The 13,151-nt window shown below is 38.7% G+C and carries 14 protein-coding genes; 2 read left to right on the forward strand and 12 right to left on the reverse strand.

Annotated elements, in window-relative coordinates; all coding sequences use genetic code 11:
- The first annotated feature begins 34 nt into the window (after nt 1-34).
- Both JWQ54_RS22545 and JWQ54_RS22550 read left to right on the forward strand, forming a co-directional pair.
- The gene (locus JWQ54_RS22545) at nt 35-763 is read left to right on the forward strand and encodes a YjjG family noncanonical pyrimidine nucleotidase (RefSeq protein ID WP_299589691.1); all 729 of its coding nucleotides are present in this window, start codon (nt 35-37) and stop codon (nt 761-763) included.
- A gap of 11 nt (nt 764-774) precedes the next feature.
- Nucleotides 775-1,446: an NAD-dependent epimerase/dehydratase family protein gene (locus JWQ54_RS22550; RefSeq protein ID WP_299589694.1), complete on the forward strand. Its 672-nt coding sequence runs from the start codon at nt 775-777 to the stop codon at nt 1,444-1,446.
- Nucleotides 1,447-1,493: 47 nt separating this feature from the next.
- Here the strand turns inward: JWQ54_RS22550 and JWQ54_RS22555 are convergent, their stop codons facing one another.
- From JWQ54_RS22555 to JWQ54_RS22610, 12 genes are all read right to left on the reverse strand, one after another.
- Nucleotides 1,494-1,661, reverse strand: a complete 168-nt coding sequence (locus JWQ54_RS22555) for a hypothetical protein (RefSeq protein ID WP_299589697.1) — start codon at nt 1,659-1,661, stop codon at nt 1,494-1,496.
- Between the two features lie 30 nt (nt 1,662-1,691).
- Nucleotides 1,692-2,255: a DUF3109 family protein gene (locus JWQ54_RS22560; protein WP_299589699.1), complete on the reverse strand. Its 564-nt coding sequence runs from the start codon at nt 2,253-2,255 to the stop codon at nt 1,692-1,694.
- A 2-nt stretch (nt 2,256-2,257) separates the two neighbouring features.
- Nucleotides 2,258-3,034, reverse strand: a complete 777-nt coding sequence (locus JWQ54_RS22565; RefSeq protein WP_299589701.1) for a DUF3108 domain-containing protein — start codon at nt 3,032-3,034, stop codon at nt 2,258-2,260.
- 172 nt (nt 3,035-3,206) lie between these two features.
- The gene (locus JWQ54_RS22570; RefSeq protein ID WP_299589703.1) at nt 3,207-3,722 is read right to left on the reverse strand and encodes a DUF2480 family protein; all 516 of its coding nucleotides are present in this window, start codon (nt 3,720-3,722) and stop codon (nt 3,207-3,209) included.
- Nucleotides 3,723-3,790: 68 nt separating this feature from the next.
- Complete coding sequence (locus JWQ54_RS22575; protein ID WP_299589706.1) at nt 3,791-5,905, reverse strand: SurA N-terminal domain-containing protein; 2,115 nt, start codon at nt 5,903-5,905, stop codon at nt 3,791-3,793.
- A 217-nt stretch (nt 5,906-6,122) separates the two neighbouring features.
- Nucleotides 6,123-6,704 (reverse strand): LPS export ABC transporter periplasmic protein LptC, encoded by a 582-nt coding sequence (gene lptC, locus JWQ54_RS22580; RefSeq protein WP_299589709.1) that lies wholly within the window; start codon nt 6,702-6,704, stop codon nt 6,123-6,125.
- A 209-nt stretch (nt 6,705-6,913) separates the two neighbouring features.
- Nucleotides 6,914-8,260 (reverse strand): hypothetical protein, encoded by a 1,347-nt coding sequence (locus JWQ54_RS22585; RefSeq protein WP_299589712.1) that lies wholly within the window; start codon nt 8,258-8,260, stop codon nt 6,914-6,916.
- The gene (locus tag JWQ54_RS22590; RefSeq protein ID WP_299589715.1) at nt 8,253-8,999 is read right to left on the reverse strand and encodes a type III pantothenate kinase; all 747 of its coding nucleotides are present in this window, start codon (nt 8,997-8,999) and stop codon (nt 8,253-8,255) included. Before JWQ54_RS22590 ends, JWQ54_RS22585 begins: the two co-directional genes overlap by 8 nt.
- Nucleotides 9,000-9,077: 78 nt before the next feature.
- On the reverse strand, nt 9,078-9,770 hold the full coding sequence (gene purQ / locus JWQ54_RS22595) for a phosphoribosylformylglycinamidine synthase subunit PurQ (RefSeq protein WP_299589718.1): 693 nt from the start codon (nt 9,768-9,770) through the stop codon (nt 9,078-9,080).
- An 88-nt stretch (nt 9,771-9,858) separates the two neighbouring features.
- Nucleotides 9,859-10,848, reverse strand: a complete 990-nt coding sequence (locus JWQ54_RS22600; RefSeq protein ID WP_299589720.1) for a DUF6427 family protein — start codon at nt 10,846-10,848, stop codon at nt 9,859-9,861.
- Nucleotides 10,849-10,902: 54 nt separating this feature from the next.
- Nucleotides 10,903-11,889, reverse strand: coding sequence for a glycosyltransferase family protein (locus tag JWQ54_RS22605; protein ID WP_299589721.1), 987 nt, complete (start codon nt 11,887-11,889; stop codon nt 10,903-10,905).
- A 178-nt stretch (nt 11,890-12,067) separates the two neighbouring features.
- Entirely contained in the window at nt 12,068-12,922 is an 855-nt protein-coding gene (locus JWQ54_RS22610; protein WP_299589723.1) for a UDP-2,3-diacylglucosamine diphosphatase, read from the reverse strand.
- Nucleotides 12,923-13,151: the final 229 nt, after the last annotated feature.

The following is a 13,151-nucleotide window of genomic DNA, read 5'->3' on the forward strand; positions in this document are numbered from 1 at the left end:
GAACAAATCAATTTATACCTAACTTTGTATAGCTATGAATAAATTCGAAATCGAACATCCGAAACCCGAAATAAAATACAAGCATATTTTCTTCGATCTCGACCATACCATCTGGGATTTCGATAAAAATGCCGAAGAAACATTATACGAGTTGTACGACATTTACCGGCTAAATGAGATCGGTTTACCATCTGCAGCATTATTTATTGAAACTTACACCCGCAATAACCACCAGCTTTGGGCCGAATATCATACAGGAAGGATCACTAAAACCGAGCTGCGCGAAACCCGCTTTAAAAGAACATTTATTGAGCTGGGTGTACATCCGGAGGTATTGCCCGTGGCATTTGAGGACGATTACGTAAAGCTTTGCCCTACTAAAACCAACCTATTCCCTCATGCGCATGAAACTTTGCAGTACCTGCAAAACAAATACACCCTGCATTTGATCTCGAATGGGTTTAAGGAATCATCAGAATTAAAGATTGGCAATACCAATATCGGCAGTTATTTTAAGCATGTCATCATATCAGAAATTGTTGGTGTGAATAAGCCTGATAAAGCCATATTTGAACATGCATTAAGTTTAGCTGAAGCCGAAAAGCACGAAAGCATAATGATTGGCGACAGCCTGGAGGCCGATGTTTACGGCGCACTAAATTTTGGCATGGATGCCATTTATTTTAACCCTTTTAATGCACCGAGGCCCCATGATGTGCCTTTGCAGGTTACACATTTAAAAGAATTAACTTTATTGTTATAAGTATAGATTAAATGGATCAAAACATAAAAGCAATAATTACCGGCGCTACCGGCATGGTGGGTGAAGGCGTATTACACGAATGCCTGCAACACCCACAGGTAACCGAAGTTTTGGTAGTTAACCGGAAGCCCTGTGGTGTAACCCATCCTAAGCTAAAGGAGATCATTCACGCTGATTTTTTTGATCTGTCAGCGATTGAAGATCAGCTTAAAGGATACAACGCATGCTATTTTTGCCTGGGTGTTTCATCTGTTGGAATGAAAGAGCCGGAGTATTATAAAATGACCTATACCTTAACCATGGATGTTGCAGAAACATTAAGCAGGCTAAACCCTGATATGGTCTTCTGCTACGTATCAGGTGGCAGCACAGACAGCACCGAAAAAGGCCGCGTAATGTGGGCGCGGGTAAAAGGGAAAACCGAAAATGATTTGATGAAGCTGCCGTTTAAGCAGGTATTCAATTTCCGCCCCGGTTACATGCACCCTACAAAAGGATTAAAAAATGTACTCCCTTATTATAAATATATAACCTGGCTGTATCCGTTTTTCCGGGCCGTATTGCCCAATTTAGTAAGTACACTGGCCGAGCTTGGCCTGGCAATGATAAACGTTACCCTGTTTGGGTATGAAAAGCATATTTTAGAAGTTAAGGATATTAAAATTGCGGCGCATCAGCAATAAATAACTATGAGGATTACCAGGTGAAAGATTGCTAAAACTGAAAATATTTACACATTATTTTTTCTCTCCTTTAAGGCTTGTTCCACGATGGCTATTGTTTCATCCCAAGTGTAAGTTTTGCCAACGCCATTTTGAGAGTCGATAAGTCTTTTATCCAATTCTTCTTTTTGTGCAACACTTAGTTCTAGGCTGTTAGATTGCTCGCCCTTTTCCATTTATAAATACAGTTAAACTTATTTAAATCACTATATCCCAGCAACCTGGTCTTCTAACTCCTGATACCACTCGGCTCCATATTTGCGGATTAGCGGGGCTTTTAAAAATTCATGAACTCTTACCTTCAGTTCATTGCCAAATGAGCATGCAGGGCTGCAAATGCTCCACCTGTCGTAATTTAAAGCATCAAACTCAGGGTATTTTGTTATACGGATTGGATAAAGGTGACAGGAGATCGGCTTTTTCCAGTCAATGGCCCCATGTTCGTACGCTTTTTCAATGGCGCATTTGGTTATTCCATTTTCAAATATCACATAAGCGCACTCTTTGTTTACATCAACGCAGGGTGTGGTATAATCACCTTCAAAATCTGTTACATAAGTACCGACCTTCTCAACAGTGGCAATCCCTTTGGCATTCATAAATGGCTTAACCTTTGGATATATTTCATCCAAAATATCCAGCTCATCAACGTTTAGCGGTGCACCAGAGTCACCTTCAAGGCAGCAGGCTCCCTTGCACTTATTTAAGTTACATACAAAATTTTCTTTTACTACATCTTCATGCACTAAAACATGGCCAACCTCTATCATTATTATTTTTTTAGGGGATTTAAAGGATATTTTAAATTTTTAGCTCCTGTTAAATCCATTGTTATACTGCCTACTATAAGTTCAACATGCGCCTTTACCGGGATCCTGTTGTTATCATCTGTTATCCACAAATATAGCTTACTGCTTTTTCTGAATACACGCCCCGGAATAATTGTGGGGTTAAATTTTAAACAGTTAAATTTCCCTACAGAACAGTCCATCTTTTCTTTCCCGGCATAGGTTATCTGCATTGAGTGGATACCATCTTCTAAAAAATACTGCAAATTAAATTGATCTCCAATATGCAGTTTCGAAATATCAACGCTACGGGCAAAATAGTAAGCCGATAAAAAGTCAAACACCTTTCCTTTCATCGGGAAAACACCTTTATCAGCGGTTATCTTCTCCGTATTATGGTTATAAGTTACATGATCAGTATGCCTATAACTTGCTTCCTTGCGGTTCTCCGTATAAAAGTAAGGCTCTAATGTCTTTTTATCAACGTAAGTTTCGTAACGGTTGCGCACTTTGTAAAAAATATCAAAAGTACCCGCCGTTTTACTATCGGCTACAATATGGAAAGCCGGGTTTTCGAATTTCTTATCGCTTTCCAATACTTTTATATTTGCTTCGGCAGCTGTAAAAAAACCGTATTTTAGTTTATAGCTTAGCTCCTCTCCTATCTTAAACGAAGGTTCGCCCAGGTAATTCATATCCTGGCTAAATGATTTTGAAAGGGTAACCGTAACAAGAATTATTATCAGAAGATATTTCTTCATTTTTGCTTTTTTCAAGTCGAAAGCTTTAAGTCTTAAGTCCAAAATTTCAGTTTTATTTTTAATATCAATTACGACTCAGACTTTAAATAATGTGAAATGTCAATTCGTGACCATTAATTTACTTCATTATTACAGGTTTACAGCTCTCAAACTTAAGGCATCAGGCTAAAAACTAATCCCTTTTTTTATAAATAGGCACAGTTGAGCAAGGCTCTCCAAACATCAGACTTTTTACTATAGGGGTAAGTTTTTTTGTTAACTCAACATAGGCTGATACAGGCACGGGGATATCACCGCAACCCTTTATAACTATCCGCTGGTCGCGGTATTGTTCAACATCCATACTGGCTATGCTTTTTACAAATAGCACGGTTTCCAGCACATCTGCATCACCAAAAACAACCTCCCTGGCATATGGGGCCAAGCGGTTAGCCAGCAGCATGTAGGCCCAGGCCGGCACTATAGCATCGGCGGTACAGGTTAGGGCTACATATTTACCCTGGTACTGCGTCCAGTCATGCTCTTTTACAAACTCCCTGAAATCCTTTTCCTTTAATATCAGTTCCATGAAAAGGTTATCCTTTATATCATACACAACCCTATCACCCTCGGGGTAAAAAGCAGCAGGATCTAAAGTGACCAAACCACTTTGCGCTACTTTATTAACTATGTTCTCTTGTATATTCATGGTCTTTAAACAAAAAATCCGGGAATAGACATAACGCTATCCCGGATACAAAATTACTTTAAAAGTTGCTATAAAAACTTAGCTCTGTAATCTTTTACATTCGCCTTATCTTTCAAAGCATCAAATATTTGCGGTTCTGAGCGTTGTAAAAGCGCCTGGCTCAATTGCTCCTTCTCTCTTACAGCATTTGTAAACGGTGCAGGATTGATAAAGCTGTCAACGCTAAATACAAATACTCCCTGCTGGCCTTCAACTGGCTTAGACAGCTTGTTTGGCTGTGAGCCAAAAACTGCACCTACAACCTTATACTCGGCTGACGAGCCCGGAATTACAGGGTTTGCAAAAACAATATTTTGTAAAGGAGTAACTTTACTGCCCGATTTTTGTGCAACCTGGTCAATAGAAGTTGACCCGTTTAATGCAGCTTGCAACTTATCAGCCAATAGCTTTCCTTTTACTTTATTTTTTACAAAAGGCTCTATCTGTTTTTTCACCGCGTCAAGTGATAGTTGGCCTTTAGGTTTTATTTGCGTTAAATGCGCAATAATATATTGATTGCCAGTGATGTAAACCTTGTCAGAAAAGTCTCCTTTTTCGGCGCCAAAGGCCCATTTAACAATGTCGCGGGCGCTTTCTATACCAGGTAATGAGGCTGCAACGCCATTTACATCAGTTGCAGTTTTTGTTTTCAGCCCTTCCTTTTTAGCCTCTCCGTCAAAATTTTCTTTTGTTAAATTACCTAAAAATCCTTGTGCTTTGCTGTAAATGGCAGTTTGTGTAGCACTGCTGGCTTTTAAAGGTACATCAACAAGCGCAACCTTTACCACTTTTGACGATCCTTTCTGATCCTCAATTTGGATAAGGTGAACACCGAATTGCGAAGGCACAATTTTCAGGTCGCCTTTTTTACCGCTAAACACAGCATCTTCAAAAACAGGGATAGAGCTCATTGCACCACGTGCAAATGTTCCAAGGTCGCCACCTTTTACGGCAGAGTTTTTATCTATTGAAAACATGTTTGCAAGGTCAGCAAATGATTTTCCGCCTTCGATCAATTTTTTAAGCGAATCTGCTTTAGCCATTGCTTTATCAAGGCCTATTGTTTTATCATCAATAACTATATGGCGTGCTTTTACTGAATCCGGTTCGGTATGTGAGTCAACAAGCTTTGCAATTTTATAACTTCCGCCTGTTAAATACGGGCCATACATAAAACCGTTAGGTGCATTAAACATTACTGAATCAAGCTTCGGGTCAAGGCGACCTTTGTGCAAATAAGCAAGCGGTACCTTTGTTTCAGAATTTATCTGCACAAAAAGCGAATCGTTTGTTGATGCTTTAAATTCAGTCGCTAATTTTTCAGCCTGTTGTTTAATAGCTGCCGAATCCGCTTTTGATGGCGATGCATTAAAGCTTACGTAATCAAAAGTTCTTAACTCCTGCGGTGCTTTAAACTCTCCTTTATGGTCATCATAGTAGCTTTGGTAATCAGCGTCTGTAATAGTTACCTTATTGTCAGGTACTGATGCATAGTCAAGAGCAACATACTTGAAATTGGCCAGTTTGTTCTTAGCCTGGTAATTATCTTTAGCATCAAGTGAGTTAACATACAATCCGTTTGTTACCAGGGCAACATATTTCTGATTTAATTTGTTGTTTGCCAGGTTTTCAATAAAATCTTTCCATTGCTGCCTTAAAGGATCATCAGCTTTTGATGCCTGTAAATTAGTTTTAAACGTGTTAAACCTGTTTACATCAACCTTGCCTGTTTGCGGATCGCCAAAAGCTTGTACTATCTGCGGGTCAGGGTTATTTCCATTTACCATTGAGTTAACTTCGTCGTCCCCAACCACTAAACCTAATTTCTCAACTTCTTTTTTTAGGATCATTTGGCTAACAGTTTGGTTCCAGGTAGTTTCCTGTACATAAGCTGTTATCTGCGGCGTTAAGTTATTCTGACCTGATTGCTGCTTAAACTGAGCGCTGTTTTGCTCAAATTTTTTGTTGTACTCATCATAAGCAACTTTTTCGCCGCCTACTTCGCCCAGCAAGTTCCGGTCATCTTTTAAAAATGACCCGCCTGATTTGATAACTTCGCCTGCAATAAATGCAAGAAGCGCAAATCCAATAAAAAATGCGAGAATCTTCCCCATTCGTTCCCGCAAAAAACCCATAATACCCATATACCTCTATAATTATTTTATGTTACTCAAAAGAGGGCGCAAGATACAATTTTTAGTAAAATTCTATAACACAAATTTTTGCGTATTGAATTATTAAATTTTGGCTCCGAAATAAATGCATGCCTCACCTAAATCCTCTCCAAAGGAGAGGACTTAAACTTCACTCTTGTATATTTTTTTCTAGTTCCGAAATCGAAATTCCGACTTCCGAAATCCTTTACTGCACTTCCTTTTCATTCACGTGGAATACGCCTGTCATATGATCAATGTGCCAGGGATAAAAAGTTTCATTGCTGTCAAAACCCACTCCATCAACTACGTCGCCATTTGGCGATATGATTTCGACAGGTTTTGATGAGTGCATTTTCTTTGCAGTCATATTGTATATCAACTCTTCCGATTTAAATATTTGCCCCTTTGCATTGGTGGCCACAACATTTTTTCGGAATTCAATTAGATTCTCTTTTTCGCGCTGAACGGCATAATCAGAAACTATATTTCCTGATTCTTTTAAATCTGCATCATAAAAAATAATCTTAACACCCTTGGGCATTTCTTTGTAGGGTTTGGGAGTATCCTCAAATTCTATCATTAAAGGAGCAGTTAGATGCGCCTTAACTTTTGCCGAGTCGCTGTAAATTACATCAACCCCGGTTGACCGTGATATTGGTCTGTTTTCTTCTTTTGACGCTATTTTTTGAATATCGTTTAATGAATTTTCACATGCACTTATCAGCAGCATGCAGATAAACAGTGCCGGCAAATATAGGCGTGATAACTTAATTACCTGGCTATTCATTGCTGTGAGAATTAAGAGTCTGGAAAGAACCAAGAGTAAAGATACAAGAATCAGGATAAAAAAATATAAACCGGTTGATTCCATGTTTTTCAATTTTTCTATCGATAAAAACCATAATAGAAAGAATATATATGCGCTGTTACTAATTACCAACGCTTTTTCATGGCTCTTTATTCTTGACTTTTAATTTCTTGAATCTAAATAACGACTTATTGGAACTTGTATTTCTGGAACCACTTATCGTTAAGCGTAAACCCTAAGTGAATATTAACATAGTTTTCCTTAACCAGTGGATGTTCCGCCGTGCCTAAAGTACCTTGCTTCCCAACCTCTGCCGAAAGATTTATTTTATAAAAAGTTGTACGTGTTTCTGATGGCGCCAAAGGTAAACCAAAACCAAAGGTAACAGCATACTTGTTAATATTGGTATTGTATAAATTAAGATAAGTTTGATCATATAAAAGACCTAAACGATAATCAACCCTTGCAAAATAATTAGAGGCATTTCCATTTGGGGTATACTGACCACCAACATTAAATGTTTTGCTATTTTGAAACTTTACATCAGCACCTTTATTTATACCTGTATAGTTGCTCCAATTACCCATGGTAAAATCAGCCCCTACCAGGTAATGATCGTCATATTGGTATGATACACCAAAGTGATTGATCTGTGGCAGCTTTATCTTAGTTTGGGTGCTCTGCCTGTTTACTACTGAATCGGCCGGGGTGTTTTGATTGCCGCTGCCGTCATAAGTATACTGACTTACAATGTATGATGCCGTATTATTTATACTGCTGCCTGTTGACGCGGAATAACCCAAAGTAAGGTGCCTGGTATTATCTCCAAAATCAATTGAATATTGCAGCCCTAAATCGTAATTTAAACCGCCAATACTATTACTTTGTTCTATTCTTGAATTTAAAGTGCCGTATAAATTTGGAATTTCGGTTGAGCTGGTTTGTATTAAATTACCAAATATGTAGGATACGTTTGCACCAATATAAAGATGTTTGTTAATCCCGATGCCATAACCCAAATAAGCTTTGGATAAACCGCCATTGCCATTGTATAGATAATTAACCGCATTGGTATCTGCTGGTGAGCCCGATCCAAGATTTGCCTTTGTTTGTTTATAGTTATAACCCATTTCACTGTAAGGCATTAAACCAAAGCTTAGTGCAGAGCGCCTGCTCACCGGCACCGCAAAGTTAATATGGCTTAGTCTGAAGTTAGCGTTGCTTACACTTGTTTGCCCGGTTTGGCTTAAGTTAACTATGTTTGTATATAAACCCACATCAATAGTGGTGTAGTTTATAAATCCGTATGATGCCGGGTTAAGTACGTTAATTGTATTGAAGTTGTTTATCTTATTAATAGCAGTAGCTATACCGCCCATAGCCCTGTTTTGAGGCATTATTGAAGGGTCGATTTCGCCCAATCCATACCTGGAGTAAGGTGAGCTGGTTGTGGCCGTTGATTGTGATTGCGCCTTTGCTCCGAATGCACAAACAGCAAGTAAAATTATTATAAAAAACCTGGTATATTTAATCATTATTAGTTTGTATGGCTGCGTTTAATCCTTTTAGAACCAAGTGAGGCTCAATTTTTATATAGGGGGCAAAGATGCTATTTTTTAACAGGGTATCAAAAAAAATACTATCGCCTCCGCTAAGTATAATATTCAACTCTTCCCCGTTCATTTTATAGCTTTCAATAAAGCCTTCCAATTCATATTTTATTCCGTTTTGTACACCCGATAGTATTGCTGATGTTGTATCATTCCCGCTTTTGCCGGCAAAATTTTCATCGGCGCTTATTAAAGGCAAACCTGAAGTGTAATTATTTAATGCCTTATAACGCATATTTAAACCCGGTGATATACTGCCGCCAAAATAATTACCGGCTGCATCAATCCAGTCATATGTTATGCAAGTGCCCCCATCTATCACCATATTACTTTTACCGGGATATAAATGATATGCACCAATAACTGCGGCCAATCTGTCGAGCCCGAGGGTTTGGGGTGTTAAATAATGGTTGGTTATGCCACTTGTCATCCCGGCATTAAAATATATTAACGGAACTTTATCTGCTAATACGTTTTGCCACTCCTCTTTATTTTTTTTTACTGATGATATTATAGCCTTATTAACTACATAATCTACCAGGATATTATTTATTATGGTCGAATCTGCCTGTTGATATTGCCCTGAATGGAGTATTTGGTTTTGCTTAAAAACAGCAATTTTTATATAAGTATTGCCGATATCGATAACCAATGTTGCTTCCATTTTTTTGAGCCTTGGGTTCTTAGCAGGAAGTCTTTAGTAACCACTACTCAAGACTCCGAACTTAAGACTTCGGACTAATTAAGCCTTAACCAGTGATAATATCGATTCAAAAATAGCCAGCCCGTCCTCATTAGCTACCAAAGTATCTGCTGCGCGTTCGGGATGAGGCATAAACCCAAATACATTACGGTTGATGTTACAGATGCCTGCAATATTATCCAGTGAACCATTAGGATTAGCTTCCGGAATAATCATACCTGCTTCGTCACAATACTTAAACAACACAAGGTCATTATCATAAAGTGATTTTAAAACATCGGGATCAGCAAAATAATTGCCTTCTCCATGGGCTATAGGGATCTTTAATGCCCTTTCCGGGTCTATCTGCGCAGTAATTAATGAGTTTGAAGTTTGCGCCTTCATATATATATTACGGCAAATAAATTTACGGTTCTCATTGTGCAGCAGCGCTCCCTGTAAAAGGCCTGCTTCGGTTAAAACCTGGAAACCATTGCAGATCCCCAAAACGTATCCGCCTTTTGCAGCAAACTGGATAACCTCATGCATAATAGGCGAAAAGCGGGCTATTGCGCCTGAACGAAGGTAATCGCCAAAGGAAAATCCACCTGGTAAAACAATAAAGTCAGCGCCCTGAAGGTCGTGGTCTTTATGCCATAAACGAACCACCTGCTGGTCCATTATTTTCTCTAATACATAGATGATATCTTCATCACAATTAGACCCGGGAAATATAACTACTCCAAATTTCATTAATCTGATATTTAAATGGCTATCATCAACTTATGATAATTATGATACAAAACTAAGATAACAGCCGTGATTTGAACGAATATAAAAGTTAAAATTTGTTAAACTGAAAATAGATGATGCTGATCAGCAACAATAAATACAGCGATTCATAGAACCATTTGTTTTTTGCGTACAGAAAATAATAAGAGAAAAACACCGTACATGGAACCGCACACAATAAAAAATGGTTTAAATTAAATGGCGTTTTTACATAAAAAGACAATCCGGCAATTAAAAAAACAACAAACAACAACTGAAATGATTTGCGGATCTGCACGTAGCTTTTAAAAAAGTTCTGCTGCAGCTTAACAAAGCAAAGAGCCAGTATTACAATAACCGGGATAAGCACCAGGAAGCTTAAATAGTGAATATTAATGCTATCCGGAAACTTTGTGGCCAATGGCAGCCAGATGCTGTAGAACTGCCCAAGGCTATCGTTCATATAATAATATACCGCCAGGAAAAAAAAGACAGTAACATAACCAACAATACCCGCTAAAATTTCCCGCCAGTTTAACGGCCTGAAAATCACAAGCGCTATCCAAATCACCAAAAAAAGATAGATAAAAGGCAGATATATGATTGAGCCAATGGCAACCATGATCCCAAGATCATAGGCGGCTGATTTTGCATCGTTGCTTTTATAAAAGCTCAATAGCTTAAACAGCATCCATATTATTAAAAAATTGCATAATAAGGGCGGGCTCAGCACCAAAAAGGGCGTAAACAAACCCGTTATTGTGATATACATTAAAGCAGGCAAAAATGTAGGCTTGCCCAATAAATTATAATGATTAACCAGGTGATTTAATAGTAAAGCCTGCGCAAATACAATGATGCCGGCAAGTAAAATATTATAAGCTGTTGAAGCCGGGTTAAGATAATCGCCGGGGGTTATCAATAATCTTGCAACCGGCTCGGCAAAGGCAAACGTTGTTTTATCAGGGGCGGTAAATAGAAAACCGGCCCGGGAAACGAACAATATTACTACAAGCCATAAAATATTAAGCGGATTGAGCGCTTTAAAAAAACTGATCATTAAAGCCTTTTATTTGCGGGGCAAAATTAGCACAAAACTGCTTAGGATAAAAACTTATTGTTTTGCGTAACGTTTTACCATGCTTTCCACAATTTGTGCCGTTTCATCGGGGAAGTTTACCAATACCTTTTTATCGTCGTTTATCCAGTTGTTTATTTGGTAAATAAATTGGTCATCAATTTCATTAATTACAGGAACGCCAAGTTTTGAGGCGGCCAGTGCATTGCATTGCTGTTCGTATTGGCCTTTCATGGGGATCATCAAAACCTTTTTCTGTAAAAATAATGCTTCGGCAGGGCCCTCAAAGCCGCCCCCGGTTAACAATCCTTCGCAACTGGCCAGGCTGTTGTTAAAGTCCTGGTTATTTACCGGGAATATTTCAACATTTCCTTCCCTGGAATGTGTTTTTTGTCTTTTGGAAAAAATTTGCCATTGTTTACCGGTTTTGTTTAACTCCTTTGTAAGCAACTTATCATCATAAGCAGGCAGGTAAACTGTATAATGACCCAGGTTTGAAGTTTCCATGTTACGGATCTCGCTCCGGATGACAGGCGTATGAATAAAATCATCATACCGCTCAAAATGAAAACCGATATGATGCGAAGTTGGCGAATAGTATTTTAACAGCCATTCCGCATAGCTCCATTTGGCGGGCCGCGGCGTGTTTGGCGAAACAAATGAACATTGGTGGCTTAAAGATACCGAAGGTATTTTTTGCAGCCTGCATGCCCACGCGCTCACCGGTTCAAAATCATTAATTATAAGGTCGTATTGTTTTAAAGGCAGGCTGCGGATATCGCGCCAAAGGCGGGGTAAATTCATCAGCTTAAAAGTCGCCCAGTTATCTACACCTCCATTGGTGCCAAAAACAAAGCTAAAACCGTGAAATTTATATTTAAGGGGCTGGGCCAAAGTAACCTCAGCCTCCGTACCGCTCACTAACAGATCAACTTCACCATATTGCTGTAACAGCGGCACAATTTCACGGGCACGGCTTATATGACCGTTACCTGTTCCCTGGATGGCGAAGAGTATTTTCATTTAGTTGTAAGGGTTGCAGACGTTGTAGAGGTTGAAAATGTTAAATTTTGATTTACGCAAACTTGTTAAAATTTTGAATACTTTGTGATAAAATCGAATAACAAATAAAACTTTAATTATGTAACCGTAAAGCTAACGTTTACAACACTTACAACTTTTAAAACATTTTCAACAACAATTAATCATGTTCCTGCTTAAATCGTTCTAACAACAGGTTAACATCCAGCCTGGCATCCAGGTCCTCAATATCGGTTTTATCATCCTCATCAGCATCGGTATTGAAATTTTCCGGCTCGTATTTAAATATGGTCCAGCTTTTATTATTATACTCAAGCGAGGTAAGGCTTTCTACCCAGTCGCCCGAGTTTAAATAAAGTACCGAGCCTGTTTTTTCGGTAGACTCCATTTCTCTTATTTCGGCATGATGGATATGCCCGCAAATTACATACTGGTAATTTTTATCAACTGCCAGATCGGCGGCGGTTTGTTCAAACTGGTTAATAAACTTTACGGCTTCTTTAAACCGGGCCTTTACTTTTTGTGAGAAGCTCATTTTTTGGCGCCCCATAGCGGTAAGCAGCCAATTAGTTAAGCTGTTGATAATTATAAGCGTATCATAACCTACCGCACCTAATTTTGCCAGCCATTTGGAGTGCTGCATGGTTACATCAAACACATCGCCATGAAAGATCCAGGCTTTTTTGCCATCAATATTTAATACTACTTTATTAAGCAGCTGAAACGAGCCCAGGTTAAAATCAGCAAACTTGCGCAGCATCTCATCATGATTGCCGGTTAAATAATAAACGGGAACGCCTTCGGTTACGAATTTCAGGATCCGGCGCACCACTTTCATATGCGTTTCGGGCCAGTACGACTTACTGAACTGCCATATATCAATAATATCGCCGTTTAAAATGAGGATCTTTGGTTTTATGCTCTTTAAATATTTGAGCAGTTCTTTGGCGTGGCATCCGTATGTGCCCAGATGCACGTCGGATATAACAACAATGTCAACTTCGCGTTTTGCCATTAAAATTGGGGGGATACCGTTCCATCCGGTAAATTATACCGGTAAAACATAAGGGAAATATACGGGCAACGATTAATCTTCTTCGTCGTCGTCATTAACTTTTAGTTCAAAAGGACTAAGATAGAATACTACTACTAAAAATAGTAAACTCCCCAGTACCATATAAGCTAACTCAAAATGCATCTTCTACAATTTTTACAAATATCCGTAAAGCAGATTATTTAAATGT

The sequence above is a fragment of the Mucilaginibacter sp. genome (genome assembly GCF_028288225.1).
Lineage (GTDB): Bacteria > Bacteroidota > Bacteroidia > Sphingobacteriales > Sphingobacteriaceae > Mucilaginibacter.